Origin of the sequence: Neorhizobium sp. S3-V5DH (genome assembly GCF_004343065.1) — a bacterium.
In the GTDB taxonomy this organism is placed as follows: Bacteria; Pseudomonadota; Alphaproteobacteria; order Rhizobiales; family Rhizobiaceae; genus Neorhizobium; species Neorhizobium huautlense.
Genome location: NZ_SMCL01000002.1, coordinates 41,067 through 66,034 on the forward strand (window position 1 = coordinate 41,067; position 24,968 = coordinate 66,034).

General features: G+C 60.8%; 26 protein-coding genes. 10 read left to right on the plus strand and 16 right to left on the minus strand.

Features of this window, described 5'->3' with window-relative positions:
- The first annotated feature begins 177 nt into the window (after positions 1-177).
- Complete coding sequence (locus tag EDE09_RS03685) at positions 178-924, plus strand: SIMPL domain-containing protein (RefSeq protein ID WP_132408953.1); 747 nt, start codon at positions 178-180, stop codon at positions 922-924.
- 88 nt (positions 925-1,012) lie between these two features.
- Here the strand turns inward: EDE09_RS03685 and EDE09_RS03690 are convergent, their stop codons facing one another.
- From EDE09_RS03690 to EDE09_RS03720, 7 genes are all read right to left on the minus strand, one after another.
- A complete protein-coding gene (locus EDE09_RS03690; protein WP_105370215.1) occupies positions 1,013-1,369 on the minus strand; it encodes a hypothetical protein in 357 nt (118 codons plus the stop codon).
- A 132-nt stretch (positions 1,370-1,501) separates the two neighbouring features.
- Complete coding sequence (locus tag EDE09_RS03695) at positions 1,502-1,924, minus strand: secondary thiamine-phosphate synthase enzyme YjbQ (protein WP_132408955.1); 423 nt, start codon at positions 1,922-1,924, stop codon at positions 1,502-1,504.
- A 28-nt stretch (positions 1,925-1,952) separates the two neighbouring features.
- Positions 1,953-2,306 carry a DUF1428 family protein gene (locus EDE09_RS03700; RefSeq protein WP_105370217.1) on the minus strand — a complete coding sequence of 118 codons (354 nt, stop codon included), beginning with the start codon at positions 2,304-2,306 and terminating at the stop codon, positions 1,953-1,955.
- Positions 2,307-2,391: 85 nt separating this feature from the next.
- The gene (locus EDE09_RS03705; protein WP_132408957.1) at positions 2,392-2,790 is read right to left on the minus strand and encodes a DUF427 domain-containing protein; all 399 of its coding nucleotides are present in this window, start codon (positions 2,788-2,790) and stop codon (positions 2,392-2,394) included.
- A gap of 110 nt (positions 2,791-2,900) precedes the next feature.
- Entirely contained in the window at positions 2,901-3,941 is a 1,041-nt protein-coding gene (locus EDE09_RS03710; RefSeq protein WP_132408959.1) for a zinc-dependent alcohol dehydrogenase family protein, read from the minus strand.
- Between the two features lie 73 nt (positions 3,942-4,014).
- On the minus strand, positions 4,015-5,874 hold the full coding sequence (gene recQ / locus EDE09_RS03715) for a DNA helicase RecQ (protein WP_132408961.1): 1,860 nt from the start codon (positions 5,872-5,874) through the stop codon (positions 4,015-4,017).
- Positions 5,875-5,993: 119 nt separating this feature from the next.
- Positions 5,994-7,133 (minus strand): DUF930 domain-containing protein, encoded by a 1,140-nt coding sequence (locus EDE09_RS03720; protein ID WP_132408963.1) that lies wholly within the window; start codon positions 7,131-7,133, stop codon positions 5,994-5,996.
- 157 nt (positions 7,134-7,290) lie between these two features.
- Between EDE09_RS03720 and EDE09_RS03725 the strand changes: the two genes are divergently transcribed.
- Positions 7,291-7,848 (plus strand): TetR/AcrR family transcriptional regulator, encoded by a 558-nt coding sequence (locus EDE09_RS03725; protein ID WP_132408965.1) that lies wholly within the window; start codon positions 7,291-7,293, stop codon positions 7,846-7,848.
- 11 nt (positions 7,849-7,859) lie between these two features.
- Positions 7,860-8,204 (plus strand): multidrug efflux SMR transporter, encoded by a 345-nt coding sequence (locus tag EDE09_RS03730; protein WP_132408967.1) that lies wholly within the window; start codon positions 7,860-7,862, stop codon positions 8,202-8,204.
- A 51-nt stretch (positions 8,205-8,255) separates the two neighbouring features.
- On the opposite strand, the gene rpoD is transcribed toward EDE09_RS03730, so the two are convergent.
- From rpoD to EDE09_RS03750, 4 genes are all read right to left on the minus strand, one after another.
- Positions 8,256-10,319: an RNA polymerase sigma factor RpoD gene (gene rpoD / locus EDE09_RS03735; protein ID WP_105370223.1), complete on the minus strand. Its 2,064-nt coding sequence runs from the start codon at positions 10,317-10,319 to the stop codon at positions 8,256-8,258.
- Between the two features lie 410 nt (positions 10,320-10,729).
- Positions 10,730-11,077, minus strand: a complete 348-nt coding sequence (locus EDE09_RS03740; RefSeq protein ID WP_132408969.1) for a GFA family protein — start codon at positions 11,075-11,077, stop codon at positions 10,730-10,732.
- Positions 11,078-11,165: 88 nt separating this feature from the next.
- On the minus strand, positions 11,166-13,166 hold the full coding sequence (dnaG, locus tag EDE09_RS03745; RefSeq protein ID WP_132408971.1) for a DNA primase: 2,001 nt from the start codon (positions 13,164-13,166) through the stop codon (positions 11,166-11,168).
- A gap of 215 nt (positions 13,167-13,381) precedes the next feature.
- Positions 13,382-13,831 carry a GatB/YqeY domain-containing protein gene (locus EDE09_RS03750; RefSeq protein WP_207914809.1) on the minus strand — a complete coding sequence of 150 codons (450 nt, stop codon included), beginning with the start codon at positions 13,829-13,831 and terminating at the stop codon, positions 13,382-13,384.
- A gap of 320 nt (positions 13,832-14,151) precedes the next feature.
- Here EDE09_RS03750 and carA point away from each other — a divergent pair, with 320 nt between their 5' ends.
- Together carA and EDE09_RS03760 are read left to right on the plus strand one after the other, a co-directional pair.
- Positions 14,152-15,375, plus strand: a complete 1,224-nt coding sequence (gene carA / locus EDE09_RS03755) for a glutamine-hydrolyzing carbamoyl-phosphate synthase small subunit (RefSeq protein WP_132408973.1) — start codon at positions 14,152-14,154, stop codon at positions 15,373-15,375.
- Between the two features lie 94 nt (positions 15,376-15,469).
- Positions 15,470-15,820, plus strand: a complete 351-nt coding sequence (locus tag EDE09_RS03760) for an antibiotic biosynthesis monooxygenase (protein WP_132408975.1) — start codon at positions 15,470-15,472, stop codon at positions 15,818-15,820.
- Positions 15,821-15,839: 19 nt separating this feature from the next.
- Here the strand turns inward: EDE09_RS03760 and EDE09_RS03765 are convergent, their stop codons facing one another.
- Entirely contained in the window at positions 15,840-17,237 is a 1,398-nt protein-coding gene (locus EDE09_RS03765) for an MATE family efflux transporter (RefSeq protein ID WP_132408977.1), read from the minus strand.
- On the opposite strand from EDE09_RS03765, the gene EDE09_RS28060 reads away from it, so the two are divergent.
- Positions 17,236-17,376, plus strand: coding sequence for a hypothetical protein (locus EDE09_RS28060; RefSeq protein WP_157948974.1), 141 nt, complete (start codon positions 17,236-17,238; stop codon positions 17,374-17,376). The two genes, EDE09_RS03765 and EDE09_RS28060, sit on opposite strands and share 2 nt — an antisense overlap.
- Here the strand turns inward: EDE09_RS28060 and EDE09_RS03770 are convergent.
- Positions 17,364-18,623, minus strand: a complete 1,260-nt coding sequence (locus EDE09_RS03770) for a TCR/Tet family MFS transporter (RefSeq protein WP_132408979.1) — start codon at positions 18,621-18,623, stop codon at positions 17,364-17,366. The two genes, EDE09_RS28060 and EDE09_RS03770, sit on opposite strands and share 13 nt — an antisense overlap.
- A 325-nt stretch (positions 18,624-18,948) precedes the next feature.
- On the opposite strand from EDE09_RS03770, the gene EDE09_RS03775 reads away from it, so the two are divergent.
- Together EDE09_RS03775 and EDE09_RS03780 are read left to right on the plus strand one after the other, a co-directional pair.
- On the plus strand, positions 18,949-19,428 hold the full coding sequence (locus tag EDE09_RS03775; RefSeq protein ID WP_132408981.1) for a DUF2938 domain-containing protein: 480 nt from the start codon (positions 18,949-18,951) through the stop codon (positions 19,426-19,428).
- 150 nt (positions 19,429-19,578) lie between these two features.
- Entirely contained in the window at positions 19,579-20,061 is a 483-nt protein-coding gene (locus tag EDE09_RS03780; protein WP_105370230.1) for an SRPBCC family protein, read from the plus strand.
- Positions 20,062-20,699: 638 nt separating this feature from the next.
- Here the strand turns inward: EDE09_RS03780 and EDE09_RS03785 are convergent.
- The 3 genes from EDE09_RS03785 to EDE09_RS03795 all read right to left on the minus strand — a co-directional run bounded on the left by EDE09_RS03785 (position 20,700) and on the right by EDE09_RS03795 (position 23,534).
- Positions 20,700-21,599 carry a neutral zinc metallopeptidase gene (locus EDE09_RS03785; protein WP_112801023.1) on the minus strand — a complete coding sequence of 300 codons (900 nt, stop codon included), beginning with the start codon at positions 21,597-21,599 and terminating at the stop codon, positions 20,700-20,702.
- A 102-nt stretch (positions 21,600-21,701) separates the two neighbouring features.
- Positions 21,702-22,913 carry an MFS transporter gene (locus tag EDE09_RS03790; protein WP_132408983.1) on the minus strand — a complete coding sequence of 404 codons (1,212 nt, stop codon included), beginning with the start codon at positions 22,911-22,913 and terminating at the stop codon, positions 21,702-21,704.
- Between the two features lie 138 nt (positions 22,914-23,051).
- The gene (locus EDE09_RS03795) at positions 23,052-23,534 is read right to left on the minus strand and encodes a DUF2306 domain-containing protein (RefSeq protein ID WP_132408985.1); all 483 of its coding nucleotides are present in this window, start codon (positions 23,532-23,534) and stop codon (positions 23,052-23,054) included.
- Positions 23,535-23,634: 100 nt separating this feature from the next.
- Between EDE09_RS03795 and EDE09_RS03800 the strand changes: the two genes are divergently transcribed.
- Positions 23,635-24,465, plus strand: a complete 831-nt coding sequence (locus EDE09_RS03800; protein ID WP_132408987.1) for a LytTR family DNA-binding domain-containing protein — start codon at positions 23,635-23,637, stop codon at positions 24,463-24,465.
- A 146-nt stretch (positions 24,466-24,611) separates the two neighbouring features.
- Positions 24,612-24,935, plus strand: coding sequence for a DUF2282 domain-containing protein (locus EDE09_RS03805; protein WP_132408989.1), 324 nt, complete (start codon positions 24,612-24,614; stop codon positions 24,933-24,935).
- Positions 24,936-24,968: the final 33 nt, after the last annotated feature.

Below are 24,968 nucleotides of genomic sequence, written 5' to 3' on the forward strand. Positions count from 1 at the left end.
CGGAGGTCCGTCTAGCGCAATTCCCCCAAAGCTACAAGCCGTTGCCGCAATAGCTTCACAATCCATCGTCACGTAATGCGTGGATGTGCGTCAAAGTAGAATCGCCGCCTGCGACGCCATATCCGCCCGCCATTGCGGCAGCCCGCTGCAGCCGCGCCAACAGATCAGGAGATATCCATGCGCTTTGCGCTTTCGCCGTCACGTCTTGTCCTGGCATCGTTTCTTGCAGGTGTTGCTCTCGCCTCCACGACCCTGCAGGTCGCTGCCCAGGATGTCCGGCCTCGCGAACCGGTCATCAATGTCTCCGGTGAAGGAGAGGCCTCAGTGGCGCCCGATATGGCGATCCTGACGCTGTCGGTTGTCCGCAACGGCAAGACTGCCGAAGCTGCCCTTTCGGCCAACAGCGCGGCGATGAAGGAAGTCCTTGCCGCGTTGAAGGCCGAAGGCATCGCCGACCGCGACATCCAGACGAGCAATTTCTCGATCTATCCGCAATACCGCCATCCAGAGCCGAAGAATGGCAACGCTCCGGCGCCGGAAATCACCGGCTACGAGGTCGCCAACGCGCTGACGCTCAAGGTTCGTGAACTTGCCAAGCTCGGCGGGTTGATCGACAAATCGGTAAAGCTCGGCGTCAATCAGGGCGGCCAGATCAGCTTTACCAATGACGATCCGGAAAAGGCCTTGACGGAGGCCCGCAAGCAGGCCGTCGCCGAGGCGATCGCAAAGGCCAGAACCCTGACGGATGCAGCCAGTGTCAAGCTTGGGCGCATCTTGGAAATCAGCGAAAATTCGGCGAGACCCATGCCGCAGGCGATGATGCGCATGTCGATGGCGAAGGATATGGCCGCCGAGGCAGTACCGGTCGCGGCCGGCGAGAATACCTACACCGTCAACGTCAACGTCACCTTTGCCCTCGACTGACGGTAAAGCAAAAGCCCTCGCCGGACCGGAGTCTGGCGAGGGCGTTCATCCGTCAACGGGCGATGGAGACGGAAGAATTTGCCGGCAGCTAGCGGCGGATGACCGGGCAGCCGCGGACATTGGCGAAGACGACGCGATCGCGGCCGCCGCGATCGAAGCCGACGACTGTGACCGTGCGGCGCGATACGTCCACGACGCGGGTACGGCGAAGGCCCATCCGGTCGGCCTTGGCCTCGGCCAGCCAGGGGGCGCAACCCCGCGGGCGGCGATCCGGGCGCCATCCGCGATCATCTCTCCAACCCCGATCATGGCGCCAGTCGCGGTCGTAGTGCTGCACATAGATACCAAATTCGGGTCCGCCTGCGGCTGCCATCGGCGCTGTCGCGGACATGCCGGTGAACGCGACGAGAGCGGCGATACCGGCTTTGACGAGCATGCTGGTCATGGGTGTTTCTCCGGAAATTCGGGCTATGCCCGAGGTTCTTGTCTCCCGCCTTTTCGAAGCGATTGGCGCAACACTATTCCGGCGCGCCTGAACCCATTCCGAATCCGTCATTAAGCTGTCGTTCATATCCGCTCAGACGGAGAGATGCAGGATCACCTGACGGACATGCGGCTGATCGCGATGTTCGAATAGGTAGATGCCCTGCCAGGTGCCGAGTGCCAGCCGTCCGTCTCTCACCGGAATGCCCAGCGAGACGGCAGTCAGCGCCGACTTGATATGCGCCGGCATATCGTCCGGGCCTTCGGTGGTGTGCGTGACCCAGCGCATCTCCGGGTCGTTGGCGGGGGGCACCAGGCGGGAGAAAAAAGTCTTCAGATCGCGCCGCACATCCGGATCCGCATTTTCCTGGATGATCAGCGAACAGGAGGTATGGCGCACGAAGACCGTCAGCAGCCCCTCCTCCCGAGGGTGGCTGCTGACGAAATCCTGCGCAGCCCCAGTGAATTCGTAGAGGCCCTGCCCTCGGGTGGAAACGGAGATCACGGACTGGGGCATGGATATCCTTTCGAAGGTCGCTGGTGGCTCAAAGCGTCAGGAAGCTCTCGAAACCGCCATAGATCATCCGCTTGCCGTCGAAAACCTCCTTCCACTCGTCTCCGGAAAATCGCGGGTCGGCGATAACCTTTTTGTTGATCTCGTCCCGTTGTGCACGGCTCTCGTAGGTGATCCAGGCAAAGATGACGGTCTCGTCTTCCCTTGCCTGCACGGCTCGCGGAAATGACGTGAGTTCTCCGTAGGGCACGTCGTCCCCTATGCATTCCACATAGGTCAAGGCCCCGTGCTCCTTCCAGACATCACCGGCGAAGCGTGCCATCGCCTTGTAACGCTCCAGATTGGCCGTGGGCACAGCGAGAATAAATCCGTCGACATAGGGCATGGTCAGTCCTCCGTTATTGTTCGAACCACCCAAGGACGATCGAGCCGCAGCGCAGCCGACACGGCTCGCCAAATTTCGCCGGGCATCAGAACTGCCCGGCCTCCGGAGACGGAAACTCTTCCACCGAATCGACGCGGTCCGGATAGAAGGCAAGATATTCCCTGATGGCAGAAACCGCCTCGTACGGCTTCTCGTAGGACCAGACCGCGTTGCGGGATCGCTCGCCGCCTTGCGGAATACTGAAATAGGACGCTTCGCCCTTGTAGGGACAGTAGCTCTCGTGGTCGCTCTTTTCGAGAAGCGACATATCGACGTCCCTGCGCGGGATATAGTGGACCGGCGGATAGGAAGCCTCCTGCAGCGTCAGGGAATTGACGCTGTCGGCGACGACTTTTCCGCCGAGCCTCACCACCACGCGCGAAGGATTATGCTCAACGGTGATCGGATGATCGGGACCTGGAATTTTCTGCGCCCTGGCATTCATGGCTCGCCCTTCCGGTTTCGAAACATGGGAAGGAATCTAGAGCGCCGATCGCGGCTACCAAGCGGGGCTGCCGGAATACTTTGCCCCATTTGGGCGAACAATCGCAGGCGTTAAAAGGTGGTGATCACGCTGATCCCCGGCGTCTCCGACTTATCCATGCCCATCAGAGCCGGCACCGCCTCTTCCAGGCTGATCCTCTTGGATATCAGCTGCTGCGGCCTCATTTTGCCGGCCGTCAGCATCGCCAGCATCGCATCGTATCGCCAGGCCTGCATGCCGTGGCTGCCGTAGATTTCGAGTTCATGGCCTATCACCTGCGCCATCGGAATGCTGGCCGTCGCATGTTCGCCGAGCATCAGTCCGACCTGCACATGCCGGCCCCGGCGGCGGAGATTCTTGATCGAGTTGAAGCAGGTGACAGGATGGCCGAGCGCGTCGATCGAGACATGCGCACCGTCCTTGGTGATCTCGCGAACCGCCTCGACGACATCCGCCACGGTGCTGGCATTGATGGTTGCGACCGCGCCGCATTGGCGGGCAAGGGCAAGTTTTTCCTCCGAAAGATCAATGCCGATGGCATTGGCGCCGAGCGCGGTGGCGATCATGATCGCCGACAAACCAACGCCGCCGCAGCCGTGCACCGCCACCCAATCGCCAGGTCCGGTGCGGGCCTGATCGGCGACGGCACGGAAGGAGGTCGCAAACCGGCAGCCGAGGCTCGCGGCCGTCGCGTCGTCGATTTCGTCAGGCAGATGCACGAGGTTCGTGTCGGCGTAATCGATCGCGACATATTCCGCGAACGAGCCCCAATGAGTGAAGCCCGGCTGGAACTGGTTCGGACAGACCTGCTGGTTGCCGGAATGGCATTCCGAGCAATGTCCGCAGCCGGAAACGAACGGCACCGTCACCCGGTCGCCGATCTTGAAGCGCATCACGCCCTTGCCGCTCGCCACGATCTTTCCGGCCAGTTCGTGGCCCGGCACATGCGGCAGACGGATATCCGGATCGTGCCCCATCCAGCCATGCCAATCGCTGCGGCAGAGCCCGGTCGCGCCGATCTTGATCACCACGCCGCCAAACGTCGGCTCCGGATCAGGTAGGTTGCGAATTTCCGGCACCTTTTCAAAGGCTTCGTAAAACATGGCTTTCATTGGAGGGTCCTTCGATGACGTAGCGGCAGCATAGTCAAAAGCCTCACCCGGTCAATCAACCGCGTGTCCACCCCTATCGGTGGTGCGCCCGGATGACCGTCAGGAAGGCATCGCCATAGCGCTCCAGCTTCGACTGTCCGACACCGGAAATGCCAAGCAATGCATTGCGGCTCGTAGGCCGCTCGGTCGCGAATGCGACCAGCGTCGTGTCCGGAAAGACGACATAGGGTGGCACCGAAAGCTCTTTGGCGATAGCGAGGCGAGCGACGCGAAGCGCCTCGAAGAGCTCGGCATCGGCCCCTTCCAGTGCGGACCGGGCGCTTGCCGAAGCGGGCGACGCATTTCGTGACGCCTTGCCGGTGGTGGGGCGGTCCTTGCGGAAGCGCACCTCGCGTTCGCGCTTGAACACGGCGCGCGCCTCCGGCTCCAGCTTCAATGCACCGAAGGCGTTGTGATCGACGCTGACGAGGCCGGCCGCCAGCAATTGGCGGTAGACCGATTGCCAGGTTTTCGATGAAATGTCCTTGCCGACCCCGAAAACCGGCATGTCGACGTGACCGAAGCGGCTGGTTTTCTCGTTCACGGTTCCGAGCAGCACGTCGATCAGGTGGCCGGTCCCAAAACGTTCGCCGGTCCGGTAGACTGCCGCCAGCGCTTTTATGGCGGCCTCCGTTCCGTCCCAGGTTTCCACCGGCTTGAGGCAGGTATCGCAATTGCCGCATTGCCCGGCATGCGCCTCCCCGAAATGCGCGAGGATCGCCTGCCGGCGGCAGCCGGGGGTTTCGCAGATGCCGAGCAGCGCATTAAGCTTGGCCCGTTCGACCCGCTTGATATCGTCGCCCGAATTGCCCTCATCGATCATCCGGCCGCGCTGGATGACATCCGCCATGCCATAGGCCATCCAGACATCGGATGGCAGGCCGTCGCGGCCGGCGCGGCCGGTTTCCTGGTAATAGGCCTCCATGGAGCCAGGCAGGTCAAGATGTGCGACATACCGCACATTCGGCTTGTCGATCCCCATGCCGAAGGCGACGGTCGCGACCAGGCAGAGATCTTCTTCCTTCAGAAACGCATCCTGGTTGGCGTCGCGGACGCTGCGCTCCATGCCGGCATGATAGGCAAGCGCGCGGACACCTTGCCCGTTCAGCCATTCGGCCGTGTCTTCGACCTTGGCGCGCGACAGGCAATAGACGATGCCGCTCGAGCCTTTGTGGCGCGACAGGAAGCGCAGGAGTTGCTGGCGCGGCTGGTCCCGTTCGACAATCTCATAGGCGATATTCGGACGATCGAACGAGGTGGTGAAAACTTCAGCCGAGTGCAGAGCGAGCTTGTCGATAATGTCTTCGCGGGTATGCGGATCGGCCGTCGCCGTCAGCGCGATGCGCGGCACGCCTGGATATTGTTCGGCAAGCTGCCCGAGTTCCCGATATTCCGGCCGAAAATCATGTCCCCACTGGGAAACGCAATGCGCCTCGTCGATCGCAAAAAGCGCGATCTGTGCATTGCCGATCAACTCCCTGAAGCCGGCGGTGACGACGCGCTCGGGTGTGACGTAGAGAAGATCGAGATCGCCGGCAGCAATCGCCCGCCGCACGTCCGCGAACTCTTCGCGAGAGAGCGACGAATTGAGTGCCGCGGCCCGCACGCCGAGCTGCTTCAGTGCCTCAACCTGATCGCGCATCAGCGCGATCAGCGGCGAAACGACGATGCCGACACCATCCCGGCAGAGCGCGGGTATCTGGAAGCACAGCGATTTGCCCGCCCCCGTCGGAAACAGCACCACCGCATCGCCGCCCGACACGAGCCGGTCGACAACGGCGGCCTGCTTGCCCCGAAAAGCGGAATAACCATAGATCTGCTTCAAGATGGAAAGCGGATCTTTCGCACCATTGCCTTCAAACAGGGGATCGGTGCTGCTCTGGGTTCGGGCCATGGAATCGCTTTCGTGGGAAGAGCCACACTATCGCACAGGTAGGACGGTGACGGCGAGTGTTGTAAGCGGGGCCAATCGGCCCGAAGCGACCGACCATGACACCATCGGTTCATGCCCGGTCAAAACGGCGGAAAGCCCCGCTTCTGCCACTCGCTCCGAGGCACCGGCGCTCCGATATCAAAAGCAAAGGACAGGATCTTGGTAGCTTCCTCATTCACTTCGCAACGGAAGCTAAGATCGTACCACTGGGAACTCGTGCGAAAGGCCCCACGCCTGACTTCCAGCAGGGTGCCGTTAGGAAGCCGATAGGCGGGCAGCAGTTCGGGCACGTAGGAGGGCGACACGTGCCGCAACTGTTCGCGCAATTCCGTAATGCAGAGTTGCCCCCCGCGCACCGCTCTCGGCACATTACCCATCGCTGTCACGGCGTTGGCGTCACCTGTCTCACTTTGAGAAAAAAGCCTTTTGGCTTCCGTCAGTTCCACTGGCTTTTCGGTCGGCGGCGTCTGGGCCGGCTCTGCTTTCGGCTTCACCGGCTGCGCGGCGACGATCTCAGTTTTCGTATCGGCAGGCGCAACCTGTGAGTTCGGGCCGTTCTGTTCCGAATTGGTCCCAATCACGCCCACCTCCGGAAGTTGGATATCGTCAGGAACCGGATTGGCAGGTTGGGTTTCGGGAAGGTCCTGCTGTTCAGTCTGAGGCTTCGGCACCTCCGCGGCTTCTGCTTCGGATGGCTCTGCGGGCATTTGTTTCGGCAATTCCGCAGGCTCTACATCCGGGTTCGTCTCGGGAGGCAACACGGTCGCTTCCTGCGATGAGTTGCCGTCCTGCGCCTTTCGCGGTCCGGTATCCTTTTCTCCGAACTCGAACACCGGCCGAAGAGGGGGAATCGGCTGTCCCCTCGCCTGTTCGCTTGCTGGTGGCGGCTCCTGCTTTGCCTCCTCCTGTGGCGGGGGTGGAGGCGGTTCCTCCTTCTTGGCCTCTTCCTGCTTTGGTGGTTCGGGCGGCGGAGGCGGCTCTTCCTTCTTGGCCTCTTCGGGTTGCGGTTCCTCCGCTGCTTTCGGCTTTTCCTCCGCCTTCTTTTCCGGCTCTTCCGGCGGCGGCACGATCTCCACGCTCACGCTCTCCTCTTTCTGCGGCTCGGAAAGATCGAGAGGGAGATGAAAGAAAAGGAGGACGGCGAAAATGACATGCAGCAGGATCGAGGCAGGAATGCCCCAGCCCATATCGTTGCGCCGTTTCTCGATCTCATCCGTCATGGCAGTCGATGTAAGACGGAAAACCGCCAGGATCGAGTCCCGGCTGATCAAAACAGAATAAATTGCAGATCTTGCCCTTCCGTTCTCCCGGTCCTTCCTGCACTTCGATTGAAAAATCGCGCCTTGCAAAGAAACCTACCATACGGTATCTTTATCTATGTCAGAAGCTCATCGACGTGAAAAACAACCGGAACAGGTGCGGCGCTCCCTCCTGGATCAGGCAGCGCGATGCGCTGTGGATCAGGGGCTCGGCAGCCTGACGCTTCAGGCGGTGGCAGATGCGGCGTCCGTGACGAAAGGCGGATTGCTGCACCACTTTCCAAGCAAGCAGGCGCTGATCGGCGCCGTCTTCCGGGACCTGCTCCAGAAACTCGACGCGCAGATCGACCGCTTGATGAGCGAAGACGACAGCAAAAGAGGCGGTTTCACCCGTGCTTATATCGACGCCTTTTTCCAGGTCACTCTCGAGGGTAGCGAAAGCCCTTGGGCCGCGCTCTCGATCTCCTGCATGACCGATCCGCATCTGCGCACGCTTTGGTCGGATTGGATGCAAAAACGGCTCAAGCGTCATGCGGAAACCGATGACCATCCCGATCTGAAGATTGCCCGTTACGCCGCCGACGGCATCTGGCTCGCAAACCTGACCGAGACGAACGGGCTGTCGGCGAAGGAGCTTGACGCACTCCGCGAGCAACTGAAAAACCTTACGAAATAAGAGCGACTACCATGAGCCCCGCAATCCTGACCTACGGCTCCCTCGCCGCCGCAATCGTGCTCGAAGTCATCGGCACGACCTTCCTGCAGCAGAGCCACCAGTTCACGCGGGTCCTGCCCACCATCCTGATGGGGATTTGCTATCTGGCCGCCTTCTACCTTTTGTCGATCGCGCTGCGCACGCTGCCGGTCGGCATCGCCTATGCTATCTGGAGCGGCCTCGGCATCGTGCTGATCTCCGCCGTCGGCCTGATCCTGTTTCGCCAGACGCTTGATGCCGCCGCCATCATCGGCCTCGGTTTGATTATCGCCGGTGTCGTGGTCGTGAATGTCTTTTCAAATTCGATTTCGCATTAAAAAACCGGCCTGTTTTCACAGGCCGGTTTCTGATGTGAGTTCCGAAGCTGCTTAGCTGTCCAGGAACGAGCGCAGCTTGCGGCTGCGGCTCGGGTGCTTGAGCTTGCGCAGCGCCTTGGCCTCGATCTGACGGATACGTTCGCGAGTGACCGAGAACTGCTGGCCGACTTCTTCGAGCGTGTGGTCGGTGTTCATGCCGATGCCGAAGCGCATGCGCAATACGCGCTCTTCACGCGGCGTGAGTGATGCGAGAACGCGGGTCGTCGTTTCGCGCAGGTTCGCCTGGATGGCTGCATCGATCGGCAGAAGCGCGTTCTTGTCCTCGATGAAGTCGCCGAGATGCGAATCCTCTTCGTCGCCCACCGGGGTTTCGAGCGAGATCGGCTCCTTGGCGATCTTCAGGACCTTGCGGACCTTTTCGAGTGGCATGGCGAGCTTTTCGGCCAGTTCTTCCGGCGTCGGCTCGCGGCCAATCTCGTGCAGCATCTGGCGCGACGTGCGGACGATCTTGTTGATCGTCTCGATCATGTGCACCGGAATGCGGATCGTGCGGGCTTGGTCGGCGATCGAGCGGGTGATCGCCTGCCGGATCCACCAGGTGGCATAGGTCGAGAACTTGTAACCGCGGCGGTATTCGAACTTGTCGACCGCCTTCATCAGGCCGATATTGCCTTCCTGGATGAGGTCGAGGAACTGCAGGCCGCGGTTCGTGTACTTCTTGGCGATCGAGATGACGAGGCGAAGGTTCGCTTCGACCATTTCCTTCTTGGCGATACGCGCTTCGCGTTCGCCCTTCTGCACCATCGAAACGATACGTCGGAATTCGGCGATCGAAATGCCTGTTTCGGTCGCAAGATTCTGAATCTCCTGCCGGATATCGCGGATCGTCGTGTTCTCGGCGCGCGCGAATTCCTTCCAGCCCCGGGCGGCCAGATTGGCGATCGATTTCATCCAGTTCGGATCGAGCTCGGCACCCTGGTACTGTTCCAGGAACGAGTCACGCTTGACGCCGTAGGATTCGGCGAGACGCAACAGGCGGCCCTCGTTCTGCATCAGGCGCTTGGAAATGTCGTAAAGCTGCTCGACCAGGCTGTCGACGCGGTTCTGGTTGAGCGACAGCGATTTGACCGCGGTGATCAACTCGTCCTTGAGCTCCTTGTAACGGCGCTCCTGAGCGGACGAGAGCGTACCGGTCGCGGCAAGACGCTGCTCGACCTGCTGGTCCTGCAGCTTCCTGAGCTTCTTGTACGTGTCGGCGATCGTGTCGAGGGTTTCCATGACCTGCGGACGCAGCTCGGCTTCCATCGCGGCGAGAGAAAGGCTCGACTCATCATCGTCCTCCTCCTCTTCCTCGAGGATCATGCCTTCGCCGCCGACCGACGTAATGTCGTCGTCGTTGGCGGCAGTCATGCGCGCCTTGCGGGTCTTTTCCTTCTCTTCAGCCGCCTTGCGATCGGCCTCGATCTTTTCCGGGCTCTGGAACTGCGGCGCAGCCTTTGCTTCCGGGCCTGAATAGGTCGTCTCGAGATCGATGATCTCGCGGAGCAGCGTCGTGCCTTCGTTCAGCTCGTCGCGCCAGATGATCAGCGCCTGGAACGTGAGCGGGCTCTCACAGAGCCCGGCGATCATCGTTTCGCGGCCGGCTTCGATCCGCTTGGCGATGGCGATTTCGCCTTCGCGCGACAGAAGCTCGACGGAACCCATTTCGCGCAGATACATGCGAACCGGGTCGTCGGTCCGGTCGGTCGGCTCTTTCTTTTTCGCCGTAGCGAGCGCAGTGCCGGAGGTCGGGGCAAGTTCGCCGCCTTCGCTCTCCTCACCATCGCTGTCGCTCTCGCCGTCGTCATCGCCACCGGCGGCGTCTTCCGCCTCTTCGTCCTCGACGACATTGATGCCCATGTCGGAGAGCATCGCCATCGTGTCCTCGATCTGCTCAGAGGTAACTTCCTCCGACGGCAGGACCGAGTTCAATTCGTCCATCGTGACATAGCCGCGCTTCTTGGCGGCCTTGATCATCTTCTTGACTGCGTCGTCAGAAAGATCGAGAAGCGGACCATCCTGCGTGCCTTCGCGTTCGTTTTCTGCTTCTTCGTTTTCTTTGACTTTTGTTGCCATGTATTTCGTCACTTTCCCTGAACGCCACTTTCGCCGCGCTTCGTGGACACCGGCTTAAGACGACCGCTCGCCTTGCCGCGAATCACTGTTCAACACGTAACGGAATGACCTTTAATTCCCGATTACCATGGCGGTCGCATTTGACACAGGACCGTCCTGCCAGGAGATCACCGGTCATGTTCGGTGCTATTGACCCACTCCGCCTATTCTGCCTTGAAATGGTGATTCCCACAAATTAACGCTCCGTCAAGCTTTTCCATAAGTCATGCCCAGGAAAATTGGGAAAACCCGCTCAAAACGGGTCTTTTGTGGGTATACTCACCAAATATAGCCGCTATGTAGGCGGTGCCCCCTGAAAGACAAGGGTTTGGGTCGACAGAAAAGGCCCGCGCGTCGCTCCGCCGCATTCCTCAGCGAGACGCCCCGTCATACTGGGTTACCGTCAGGGCCGCAAGGTCGATTTCCGGAATGCATCTGAGATTGATCGCTGCCATCTCGGCGCCGTTTGGCAGAACCGCTTCGCTGAAGGGAGCTATACCGCAACTGGCGCAGAAATGATGGGCGATCACCTCTTTGTTGAAGTGATAGGTCGACAGGTTCTCCCGTGGCGTCGTCAGTTCCAGCTTGTCGCGCGGTACGAAGGCAAGCAATACGCCCCTCCGGCGACAGAAGGAACAATTGCATTCCATCGCCTTGTCGAATTCGCCTTCCGCCTCGAAGGCGATATTTCCGCAATGGCAGCTTCCCGAAATTCTCATCCATCTCCCCGAGACATAAGAATCACTGGGCAAAGGGTAGGATCGAGATCTCGTCCAGCAAGAGCAAGGGTGAAGCCGGAGCATTGCATCAGCCATGGCTGACGGCTGCCCCCTTCACCCGTCCTGACAAGACCCCGAAGCCGTCGATAATGGCTTCCTGGTTTTCCATGCGGAGTATTTCGAGCTGGACTTCCGAAAGCGCCCTGAGCAGCGGCTCGATTTCCGCCGCATCGCCCGCTTCGGTCGTCTCGGCAATTTCGCGTTCCAGCTCGATCTTCTGGACGCGAAGCGCCTTCGTCCGTTTGTGAAGCGACAGAGCCTGGCGATAACCTTCGCGAGCATCCTCGGGCGCTGCCTGCTGCGTTGCCGTCCACAGCCGCGCATTGCGTATCTGCTGATCGAGCAATTTCAGGATGGCATCGAACCCTTCAGCGGAAAGCCGCTGCGTCAGATATTCGCGTGAAAGGTTCGCACCCGCCGTTGCCGCGGCCGGCAGCATGGCAGCCCAGAAACGCTGCAAGTCCCGGTTCTCGAAATCGATGGCGGCTATCTCGTCATATTCCTCGAGCAGAAGCTGCGGATGATTGACGATGGTCAGCGCCAGTACGCTCTCGCGAAGGGCCGGCAAGTCTCGATGGCCGCGGACCAGGCCGGAACGTGCAAGACGATCGGAAATGCCGACGCCGCGGCTGGCTCCCCCTCCTGCCTGTGGCGCAGCGCCGCCGCGCCCTGTCCGAGTTCCACCGCGCTGGAACCCCTCGCGGCGTCCGTTGCCGCTACGTTGCACCGGCGAAAAGAAACTGTTCAGGCGGTCGCGGATTTCCTGCTGGTAATGACGTCGGACATTCTCATCTGCTATGACCGAGACAATCTGCTTCAGCCGCGCCTCAAGCTCCGCGCGCTGTTCCGGCGTTTCAAAGTTGCCTGAAGCGGCTTCGCGTTGCCAGATCATGCCGACAAGCGGCCTCGCATCCGAAATCACCTTGTCGAACGGCGCCCTGCCCTCCTGCTTGACCAGATCGTCCGGATCCTTGCCGTCCGGCAGCAGCGCGAAACGCACCGAGCGCCCCGGCTTCAGGGAGGGCAAAGCGAGATCTGCGGCACGGCTCGCGGCGCGCAGCCCCGCCCCGTCGCCGTCGAAGCAGAGGATTGGCAGCGGCGAAATCTTCCAGAGCAGATCGAGCTGGTTTTCCGTCAAGGCGGTGCCAAGCGGCGCGACCGCATTTTCCACGCCGGCCTGATGCAGCGCGATCACGTCCATATAGCCTTCGACCGCGATGATCGTGGCGCCCTCGGTCTTGCCGCCGGTGGCCTGTGCCGCCCGCCTGGCGCGGGCGAAATTGTAGAGCACCTGCCCCTTGTGGAAGAGTTCGGTGTCGGGCGAATTCATGTATTTCGCCGGCGCATCCGGCGCCATGGCGCGGCCGCCGAAGGCGATCACCTTCTCCCGCGACGAAAGGATCGGGAACATGATGCGGTCGCGGAAATAATCATAGGAGACCGGGATGTCGTCGCCATGCCGCACCAAACCGCAGGCCTCGATCTGTTCCTTCGGCACGCCCTTGCCCGCAAGAAACTCCTTGAGCGCATTGCGGCTTTCCGGCGCATAACCCAGCCGAAACGTCTCGATCGTCCGGCTCGTCAGCCCCCGGTCGCGCAGATAGGCTCGCGCCTTTGCGCCACCGGCGCTCTGGAGCTGATCTTGAAAGAAGCGGGCCGCCATCTCCATGACGTCGAGCAGCGACGTCCGCTCCTTTTCGCGCTTCTCGGCCTGCGGATCGGGCTGAGGCAGAGCGATGCCGGCCATGTCGGCAACCTGCTGCACTGCCTCCGGAAAACTCAACCCTTCGAGGTCGGTCAGGAACCGGAAATGATCGCCGGACACGCCGCAGCCAAAGCAGTGGTACCGGCCCTTGCGGTCCTCGCAGTGGAAACTCGGGCTCTTTTCCCCATGGAACGGGCAGCAGGCCCAATAGTCGCCGCGCGAGACGTTGGTCTTCCTGCGATCCCAGGTCACCCGACGGCCGACCACGGCCGATATCGGCACGCGATCACGGATTTCGTCGAGAAAACTGTTGGAAAAGCGCATCTTCACCTCTGAGCCAAACTTCATATAAGCGCCGGCTCGACCGAATGCCACCAGGAAGAAAAATGGTGCCCGCTATTCACAGGTTCCAACTATCCGCCATGCGGTCAGGGCGGTACGCGCAAATCCGCAGTCGCTGCAAGCGATCAGTAAAAGCAAGAAGGCGGGAATCCGAAATCGGGTTCCCGCCTTCTGATTTTCCAACTGGTGCAGTGAACTTACTTCAGAAGTTCCTTCACGACGCCCGAAGCCTTGGCGAAATCCATCTGGCCCGGATATTTTTCCTTCAGGACGGCCATGACCTTGCCCATGTCCCGCAGGCCCTGTGCGCCAGTTTCCGTGACCGCCGATTGAATGAGGCCGCGCACCTTTTCATCTGAAAGCTGCTCCGGCATGAAGCCCTTGATGACCCCGATTTCCTCGCGCTCCTGCGTTGCAAGTTCGGCGCGGCCGGCATCCTCGTAAATCTTGGCGGATTCCTCCCGCTGCTTCACCATCTTCTGCAGAATCTGCAGGATATCGTCATCGCTGACCGGATCCTTGCCCACACCGCGGTTGGCAATGTCACGGTCCTTGATGGCCGTCTGAATCAGCCGCACGGTGGAAAGCCGGCGCGTATCCTTGGCCTTCATCGCATTCTTGAGCGCTTCGGAAAGCTTGTCGCGCATCATCATTTTTCTCCTTGGGAAAAGCCGAGCGCAGGCCTCGGGAATTGTGGCTTTTCCTTGTCATCCAAGCCGGTGTCATAGACGACGGGCCGAGGGCAATCAATTCAATTCACTTAAGACCTTGAATTCAGACGAGGATAATCGTCAGGGATTCTTCGGTTCGCGTGATTGACCATCCCGCCCGCTTTGTTTATTTTCCGGCACCTGCACGAGATTTAGAATGTCAGGGCTAGCGCCGGTATCCTGCGCGCCCGTTCCTGCGACCATAGATGGCCTTTACAGCCTGTCCCTTCAAGGGATGGGGCCGGTGAGGCAGAAGGATGAACATGACTGCGACCGCTCCAGCCACCGCCCCTTGGACCACGAAAAAACCCACCGCCGTACTCGTTCTTGCCGACGGAACGGTGATCGAAGGAACGGGAATCGGAGCGACCGGCAAGGTGCCCGCCGAAGTGGTCTTCAATACGGCACTGACGGGTTACGAAGAAATCCTCACCGACCCTTCCTATCTCGGCCAGATCGTCACCTTCACCTTCCCCCATATCGGCAATGTCGGCACCAATGAAGAAGACATCGAGGACCTGACGCCCGCCGCCCGGCGCGGCGCGGTCGGCGTCATCTTCAAGGCCGACATCACCGAGCCCTCCAACTACCGTGCCGCCAAGCATCTCGACGCCTGGTTGAGGGCCCGCGGCATCGTTGGGCTTTCGGGCATAGATACCCGCGCGCTGACCGCCTGGATCCGCCAGAACGGCGCGCCGAATGCGGTGATCGCCCACGATCAGAATGGTGTCTTCGACATTGAGGCGCTGAAGGCCGAAGCCAAGGCATGGAGCGGCTTGGAAGGCCTTGACCTCGCCAAGGAAGCCACCTCCGGCCAGTCCTCGCAGTGGACGCAAACGCCTTGGGTATGGAACGAGAGCTACAGCGACCTCCAGCCGGAAGACGCAAAGTACCATATTGTTTGCGTCGATTACGGCGTGAAGCGCAATATCCTGCGCCTCTTCGCCGGCCTTGATTGCAAGGTCACCGTCGTCCCGGCGCAGACCTCGGCTGAAGACATTCTGGCCCTGAAGCCGGACGGCATCTTCCTCTCGAATGGCCCGGGCGATCCGGCTGCAACCGGCCAGTATGCGGTGCCGGTCATCCAGGACGTCATCAAGACCGATATCCCGACCTTCGGCATCTGCCTCGGCCACCAGATCCTCGGCCTTGCGCTGGGGGCAAAGACCGAAAAGATGCACCAGGGTCATCACGGCGCCAATCACCCGGTCAAGGATCACACGACCGGCAAGGTGGAAATTGTCTCGATGAACCACGGCTTCGCAGTCGATTCGAAGTCTCTGCCGGAAGGCGTTGAAGAGACTCACATTTCGCTCTTCGACGGCACCAATTGCGGCCTGCGTCTTTCCGGCAAGCCGGTCTTTTCCGTACAGCATCATCCGGAAGCTTCGCCGGGACCGCAGGACAGCCACTATCTCTTCCGCCGCTTTATCAACCTCGTTCGCGAGCGCAAGGGCGAACCGGCTCTCGCCGAACGCTGACCTGAAGCTGTAAAAAAGTCGCTGACGACCTATTGACCTCAACCATACTTGAGGCTGCACAAGACCCCTGTTCAACACGAGCAGGGGTTTTTCCATGAGCGAAATACACAAGGCAGGCGTCGTGCGCGTCAACAGGTTCTCGGTGCCGGAGGATGCCCGCGACGAGTTCATGCGCCTCATCAGGAGGACGCACGAGGTCATCCGGTCGCAGCCCGGTTTTGTCGACGATCTGGTCCTCGAGCAGCATTCTGGCCCGGGGGAGTTCAACCTCCTCACCATCATAAAATTCGAAGGAGAACACGTCCTTCAACCGGTTATTGCTGCAGTCGCAAAATCGGATGCCGAGGCCGGCATCGACCGCCAGGCCCTCACCAGGCGACTCGGCATCGAAGCTCATGTGGGATTCTATCAGCCTGTGACGCTTCGCGAACTTCTTCCAGCCTGAAGCGTCATGGCCAGCCGCTTCAGCGAGCCGTTTTCGGGGCGCGGACGAGAAGCCAGAACCGCCCGCAGAGAAAGACGGCGGCTGCGGCGAGGCCGAGGACGAAGCCGAACCAGACGCCCTCGCCCCCGAAACCAAGCGGGAAGGCAAAAGTCCAGGCGCAGGCAAAACCGATCGGCCAATAGGCGATGAGAGCGAGAATCATCGGCACCTTGGTATCCTTGACGCCGCGCAGCAGCCCGGCTCCCACCGCCTGCAGGCCGTCGACGAGCTGGAACGCGCCGGCAATTGCGATCAACGGCACGGCAAGGGCCAGCACGGTTTCCGCATCTGCCTGCCGGGTATCGAGGAACAGGGCGCCGAGAGCGCGTGGCACTGCCGCGTAAAGCACGCTGCCGATCGCGGTGAAGAAGATACCGACGCCCAGCACGGCGACCGCCGCGCGCCTGATGCCCACCGAATCGTTCCGGCCATTGGCAAGCCCCACCCGCACCGTCGCCACCTGGGCAAGACCGAGCGGGATCATGAAGGCGATCGAGGCAAGCTGCAGCGCGATACCGTGCGCGGCAAGCTCCAGTTTGCCGATCATGCCCATCAGCAGTGAGGCTGCAGAAAACAGGCTGGTTTCCGCCAGAATGGTGAAGCTGATCGGCAAACCAAGCGCTACGATCTCGCGGACCATGGCCCAGTCGGGGCGCCAGAACCGCACGAAGACCTCGTAGGCTCGCATCCGCGGCTGGCTTTCCACATAGACGACGGCAATCAGGAAGCCGCAGAGATTGGCGCTCACCGCCGCGATCGCTGCCCCGTGCAGCCCTAGCGCCGGCGCGCCGAAATGCCCGAAAATCAGCGTATAGGCCACCGCTGCGTTCATCAGGAACATGCCGATCGTGACATAAAGCACGATGCTACCTTTCTCGAGGCCCGTGACGAAGCTGCGAAGCGCCATCAATCCGAGCGCGGGAAAGATGCCCCATTGAGCGATCCTGAGATAGCTCTGCGCGAGAGCTGCGACATCGGGCGCTTGGCCGAGCCTGAGCAGGATCGGTTCTGAGAACCAGAGGAGCGGCGCGGTGAGAACGCCGTAGGCGAAAACGATCCAGAAGCCCATACGCACGGAGCGGCGAACACGGACCGCATCCCTATGCCCGAGAGCTTGTGCGACAAGCGGCACGACGGCGCTGGTAAAACCGGTGCCGAAGATGAAGACGATGAAGAACATCTGCGTTGCAAGCACGACGGACGCGAGTTCCGTCGTGCCGAGCCATCCGACCAGGATGACGTCGGTCGTGTGGATCGCCATCTGCGCAAGCTGCGCCCCCACCAGCGGCACGCCGAGGGCAACGGTCGCGCGCATATGCGAAGACCAGGAGTTGTCCGTGGCCGCATGGAACGTCATGGCTTGGCTCGAGCTCGACATGGGCACCTCCGCAGACGAAAAACGCCGCTTCCAGGAACTGGCGAGCGGCGGAAGCTTCGCGTATAAAGAAGCATTCGTCAGGCGGCAACACTTTGCCGCGATTCAGCAAAATTTTTGGCCGTCTCTTCAAGAAATCTGATGGCTGAGCTCATTATCGACTACAGCGACCGGAGTTTTCCTGGAAATCTTGCTCAAAAACACTAAAACGGCCACCAGCATGAAGATTGCTGCCATCAGATAGGGTGCGCCCGCGAACTCGACCGCCGCCCTCGGACCGGTAAAGGCACTGAAGAGTTGCGTAAAAATCGCGGGGCCGAGGATCGTCGTCAGGCTCGTGAGGCTGGCCATCGCACCCTGCAATTCGCCTTGCGCCGACGGGGGAACCTTGCCGGCTGCAATGCTTCTCAGCGGCGGGTCGGCGATATTTTCGATCGTGGTCGCAAGGATGATCGCATAGACCATCCAGCCTTCCCAGGCGAAGGCATATCCCGTCAATCCAAGGCACGAGAAGACAAGGCCAAGAACCGCCGTCTTCCACTCGCCGAGAACCGGCACGAGCTTCGGCAGGACAAATGCCATGACGAGCGCCGCGCAGATCCCGAAAAGGCCGAGCGACAGACCGATCTGGCCTTCGCTCCAGCCGTAGCGATAGGCGGAGACAAACGACCAGACGGAAGGATAGACAGCATGCGCCTGCCAGTAGAGAAACATCACCAGCATGACCCAGCCGATGCCCGGATAATGGCGCATCTGGCGCAATGCTCCGAGCGGATTTGCCCGCCGCCATTCAAACGTCCTGCGGTTGGCCCTGTCGAGCGTCTCCGGCAGCAGAAACCAGGCAGCGATGAAATTGGCAAGCGACAGGAGACCGGCGCCTAGAAATGGCACGCGTGGCCCCAGTTCCCCCAGCAAGCCGCCGATGACAGGTCCGACCGTAAAGCCGACCCCGAATGCGATGCCGATCAGGCCGAAATTCTTGGCGCGGTTCTCATCATTGCTGATGTCGGCGATATAGGCCGAGCAGGTCGCGAAACTTCCGCCGGAAATGCCGGCCAGCACGCGCCCCACGAACAGCATCCAGAAGCTCGTCGCAGCCGCGCAGATCAGATTGTCGAGCGCGAAGGTGAGGACGGAGGCCAAGAGGATCGGTCGCCGCCCGAAACGGTCGCTCAGGTTTCCGAGGAGCGGTGCGAACAGGAACTGCATGGCAGAATAGATCAGGAGAAGCCAGCCGCCGTCGACGGCGGCAGCGCTCATGTCGTCCCCCGTCAACTCCCGCAGGAACGTCGGCAACACGGGCATGATGATCGCGATCCCGATGACGTCCAGGAACAGGATCATGAAGACGAGAAAAAGACCGCGGCGAACGAATTTCGGATCGAGCATCGGATGTCTCTCTAGGATCTTGTGGTTTCTGGAAAGACGACCGGGTCGCCGGGCAGCCTACATACCGGCAAACTGAAAGGGAAACAATCCGTGAACATTTCAAAGTTTTTGATGGGAGGATGAGCAGATTGAATAGGGATCACGGCGTCCGCCGCTGTCCCGCCTTGAAGCAAGGGAGCGGCACACCGTTTCCGGTCAAGTCGCTTGACGACGGCGGAGCGACGCCCGCCACGGCAACCACGGATATCCCCTGTCCGCAGAACCCGGCTCGACATTTACGGCCGGAGACCATAGAGAGGAATTCCTCTTCTATGGCGGCTTTCCCATGTTCGAACTCCTCTGGCGCGGCATTTTGATCGGCATCGGCGCCACCATCCTCATGGACCTCTGGGCCATCCTGCTGCACCGGTTTTTCGGCCAGCCCAATGCCAACTGGGCGCCGGGCGGACGCTGGTTCTGGCATCTCTCCCGCGGAACCGTGTTTCATGAAAACATCGCCGCAGCAGAACCCTATGCCCACGAACTGGCGCTCGGCTGGGCCGGCCATTATGCGGTCGGCATCCTCTATGGAGCGGTTTTCGCCTTCATCGTCGGGCCCGGCCGGTTCTCTGCTCCGACCTTCGTGCCCGCATGGATTTTCGGCATCGTCACGGTCGCCGCCGGCTGGTTCCTCATGCAACCCGGCATGGGGATCGGCTGGGCCGCATCGAAGACGCCGAAGCCGAACAAGGTCCGCTTTCTCAATCTTGCCGCTCACACGGTTTTCGCGCTCGGGCTCTATGGGTCTGCGTTCCTGATCCGTTGATCCGGCGGATCCAGCCTCGCCCGGCCGAGGCTGTAATCACCATCCATCCTGAATCGTCCCGCAAACCAGCAGAAAGTCCGTTACTTCTTTCGTGGCTTGACATGTTATTTTTTTATAACATTATTTCATCAAAAACCAGGGAGAAGAGCGATGGAACTGAAATTCAAGGTATCGGGCCGGATTGCGAAGCCGGTCGAGGACGTGTTCGAGGCCGTCGCCGACCCGAAGAGACTGTCAGGGTATTTCACAACCGGCGGCGCTCAGGGCCGGCTGGAAACAGGTGCAACCGTCACATGGGATTTCCACGACTTTCCCGGCGCCTTCCCCGTTCAAGTCGTCAAAGTCGAAAAGAACAGGGAAATCGTGCTGCGATGGGCGGCTCACGAAGGCAACGCTGCGGAAGAGGGTCCGGAAAACGTAAAGCCCTCGGACTATTTCACGACGGTGACCATGACTTTCGAACCGCTCGAGGACAACCGTACGCTGGTCACCATCGCCGAAGAAGGCTGGAGGGAAACACCCGGCGGGCTGGCGGCATCCTACGGCAATTGCCAGGGCTGGTCTCAGATGCTCTGCGCGATGAAGGCCTATGTGGAATACGGCATCAACCTGCGCGAGGGCATGTACAAGTAGGCTTCGTGGAGGGGGAGTCGATGGACATGCCAGAAGGGCACGCGGCGAACCCGCCCGTGGTTTCAAAGATCGGAGAGCCCACACGAATGCGGAACCTCATTGGAATTGTATAGTATGGCTCCGCATTCGCGTGGCCTTCGGCGTTCTCTCGGGGTGTCCTGCCCCTACAGGTGATCACCTCGCCTCGCTGCGTGGCTTCATTCGCGGTCTCCTTTCGGGAAACCTTGCCACTTGCACGGCTATACCGAACCTGGCCCTGCGGCCAGGGGGAGGCTTGATAGGAGGAAGTCCGGCTGCCCGGTCTCCTTCCATGGCTTTCACCTCTTCCACCTTTCCCGCACGTTACGGGTCCGATGGAAGCGCCGGCTCCCGCCTGCCCGCGAACGTCTCGCGAAACACTCCGGCGACGGAAGCGGTGCAATTGTAGGCATGGATGCGGGGGGTGGGGATGAGAAAGGGGTTAAGTTACTGATCTGGCTAAGCGGATTCGAATTTTTCTACACCGATCGCCGCCGATGCGGGCTGCCGCCTCCTCTGACCTGCCGGCCATCCCTCCCCGCAAGGAGAGGGTTGGAGATGCCGCACCGCCGGCTCACAAGGTGTATCCTGGGCTGAAACCAAAACCGGAAACTTAGTCTTCACACATCCCCGGAGAACGTGTCGCAGGCCTTCATGTCGCCGGTATCGAAACCGCGCTTGAACCAGCGCATGCGCTGTTCTGAGGTTCCGTGGTTAAAGCTTTCCGGCACCACATAGCCCTGGCTGCGCTTCTGCAGCGTGTCGTCGCCGATCTGCTGCGCGGCATTCAGTGCCTCTTCCAGATCGCCGCGTTCCAGAATGCCCCTTTGCTCCGTGAACTTGCCCCAGACGCCGGCAAAGCAATCCGCCTGCAATTCGACCCGGACCGACATCTGGTTTGCCTCCGTCTCGCTCATCCGCTGACGGGCCTGATTGAAGCGCGGCAGGATGCCGAGAAGGTTCTGCACGTGATGTCCGACCTCATGCGCCACCACATAGGCTTCCGCGAAGTCACCGGCCGCGTCGAACCGCTGCTCGAGCTCCCCGAAGAATTCCGTGTCCAGATAGACCTTGCGATCGGTGGGGCAGTAGAAGGGGCCTGTCGCGGACGAGGCAAAGCCGCAGGCGGAATTCACCTGTCCGGAAAACAGCACCAGGCTGGGTTCCTGGTAGTTCTGGCCGTTTGCCTGGAAAATGCCGTTCCAAGTATCCTCGGTTTCGGCAAGAACCGTCCGAACAAAGGCGGTTGTATCGTCGTTTGCGGGCGCTCTGGTTGTCTGCTGCTGCGTGCCGGAGCCATCGAGACCAATGTCGCCGCCGGAAAGCAGCGTCAGGGGATTGATACCGAGAATCCAGCTGATGATCAGGATGAGAACGATGCCGCCGATCCCGATCCCGCCGCCGCGGCGCCCGCCGCCGCCGATCGGAATTCGGAATCCGCCTCGCCCCAGGGAACCACCCGCGGAGGCACCGCGTCGGTCCTCGACATTGTCCGATTGACGGCGGCCTCTCCATTCCATCTGGCGCTCTCCTGTTCGGCGACACTGCGCCATTACGCGATATAATGCGGATGACCGCAAAGGCGATCCATCCCATTACCTATAATGGAGATTTTTCCTCTCTCAAGCGACCCTCAAGGCCCTCTTGCCGGGCAGGAAAACCGTCAGCAGGCCGAGCGCCGGAAGGAACGCACAGAGGGTGTAGACGAAACTGATCCCGTAGAGGTCGGCAAAAACGCCGAGCACAGCTGCCGCGATACCAGCGATGCCGAAGGCGAGCCCGAAAAAGATGCCGGCGATCATGCCGACGCGCCCGGGCACCAGTTCCTGCGCCATGACGACAATGGCCGGAAAGGACGAGGCCATGATGAAGCCGACAATCGCCGAAAGTGCGATGGTGACGGGCAGGTTCGCAAACGGCATGGCGAGCGTGAAGGGCAACGCGCCGAGGATCGAGAACCAGATCACCACCTTCGTGCCGAACCGGTCGCCGATCGGGCCACCGATGACCGTTCCGAGCGCCACGGCACCGAGGAAGATGAAGAGCATGATCTGCGACTGCTGCACCGTAACGCCGAAACGCTCGATCACGAAGAACGTGTAATAGCTGCTGATGCTCGCCATATAGATGTTCTTGGAAAAGGTCAGCAACGCCAGCACCACGAGTGCCGTCGCCACCGTCCGCTTCGACAGGCTGTGCGCGTTCAAAATCCTTTTCCGGCCCTTGTTCGCCGCCATATGCGCCTTGTACCAGCGCGCGACCCAGGCCAGGATGAATATCCCCAGCATGGCAATGACCGAGAACCAGGCAACACTCCCCTGCCCGTTCGGGACGATGATGAAGGCGGCAAGCAGCGGACCGATCGACTGGCCGAAATTGCCGCCGACCTGGAATGTCGCCTGCGCAAAACCGTAACGCCCCCCGGAGGCAAGCCGCGCGACGCGGGAAGATTCCGGATGGAAGACGGCCGAGCCGATGCCGATCAGCGACGCGGCGACCACCAGCATCAGATAGGATTGCGACCAGGCCAGGATGAAAAGGCCGATAAAGGTCGACCCCATGCCAAACGGCAGCGAATAGGGAAAAGGCTTCTTGTCGGTGACGATGCCGATCACCGGCTGCAGCAGCGATGCGGTGCATTGGAACGCAAGCGTCAGGATGCCGATCTGCCAGAAATCGAGCGCAAAGTCGGCCTTCAGCATCGGATAGATTGCCGAAATCATCGACTGCATGATGTCGTTCAGCATATGGCAGAAGCTGACCGCCAGGATGATCGGCAGTACCGTCACCTCCGCTGCGGCAGCGGCGACAGGTTTCGAAGTTGCATCGGCCATCTGGGTTCCTCCGCGCAAGCGGTCCTCATCGATGGCCGTTGCGGCAAGTTTCCTTATTGGCCGGTGTTTATGCCCGCAGGCCGCGGCTGTCCATGACAGCAAGGCTGATATCGGTACGGTTCGCGAAATTTTGTCCGATCAGGCGCCACCGGATGCAAGCCGCCGATGCAAGATGAACATCGCGGCGATAGCGGCAAAGGTAAGCATCATGACCCAGTTCGGTCCGCCCGAGAAAACGACGGCATTCATGATGCGGCCGGGCAGCAGCGTGAAGAGGCCGGCGATCACGATGCCGCCGAAATACATGCCGATGACCGCCGCCTTGTGCGCCCGGATATTTTTGGCGCGCGCGGCAGTGATGGCCCGCCACGCCCCAACGAGCACGGAAATCGACAGGAGATGGATCGGGCTGAAACCGTGGAAAAGATTGATCTCGTGGATGAAGAAGCTGGAGAGCGAGGTCATCACCATCAGCATCATCCAGATCTTTCCGAGCAGCCGATGCCGCGGCGTGCCCTTGCGGTTGAGGAGGATGTAAGCGCCAAGCACGGCTGCCGGCAGTACCGCCGCGACATGGATCTGCACGGCAATCGGAGCGTCGAGAAGCGGTTGAAAATTCATGGCGACCTTTTCCAAGTTATCCGGCGATTGAACTCGGCGTCTGTTTCCGCCATGACTGACCCGTCCTCAAACGGAATGGCGCAGACGGCGGATCAACTTCGTGAGTCACCTGTTTTTCAGCTCCACGCTTCGTGAATTGCAGCTTTTCATCCGGTCCCGGCGCTTTTGGGCGACCTTTGCGCTGGTGGTCCTCATCTTCGCCGTCAGCGGTCCGTACGGCACGTTCGAACGCATGACGTTCGGTGTCCGGCTCGGCTACTGGTTGATCGTACATGCCGCTACCTGGGCGATCGCGATTACCTTTTCCCTGGCCGCCGAGGTCCTCCTGCGCGAACGGCTCGGCAATACGCTGCTGCGCATGATGATCGGCTCGCTGGTTGCAGCCTTGCCGATCGGCTTTGCGCTCGGCCTCATCGACTTCGCGTTCACGGGGGATTGGGCGGAAACCGGCAACGGTTTGCGCCGCGCCCTTGTCGCCCTTCCGCTCTGCGCCCTCTTCTGTCTGCTCACCTATACGGCCATGCATCGTCAGATCGCCGCAGCGGCCACCTACCCCGCCTCGTCAGAGCCGCCGGCCGCCCTCGCTCCTCCTGCTGCCAGACAGCCGTCCGGCCCGGAAATCCTTGGACGGCTGAAACCGCAGAACCGCGGGCCGCTCGTGCGCCTATCCGTCGAGGATCATTATACCGAGGTGATCACCCTCCGCGGCCGGGAACTCATCCTCCTGCGCTTTGCCGACGCGCTGAAAGAGCTCGGGGACACGCCGGGCCTGCAGGTACACCGCTCGCATTGGGTGGCGGAAGCGCAGGTCGAAAAACTGATGCGGGACAACGGCAAGCTGCTTGTCATCATGTCGGACGGTTCCGAGATCCCGGTCAGCCGGCCCAATCTGGAAGCGGTGCGCCAGCGCTTCAAGCGGTTTCCGGGGTAAAGCGGCTGTCGGCACGGGCATCCGTCCCGCCCCGTAAGGTCATCACGAAGTCGTGTTCCTTCTGGGTGTAACCTCACTCTCCTCCTGACGAATAAGCCGATGTGCGCTGAGACGCACACCCACACTCGCTCTCTGGAGGAGACGATATGTCAACAGGTACATCAGTAACAACGGCCATGCTCGCGGCGGCCGTCGCATCGGCCCTGTCATCGATCGCTTATGCCGCCCCCCTGTCGCAGGCGGAAGTCAAGTCGGCGATGGATGCCGGCAAGGAGAAATGCTTCGGCGTCGCAATGAAGGGGCAGAACGATTGCGCCGCAGGCCCGGGAACCACCTGCCAGGGCACCTCGACGGTCGACTATCAGGGCAATGCCTGGAAATTCGTCAACGGGGGAACCTGCGAGACCATGCAACTGCCGGGAAACCGCATGGGATCGAAGCAGGCTCTCACTCGCGACATTCCTTCGTGATTGCCGACCTTCCTGATTGCTGATTTTCGGAAA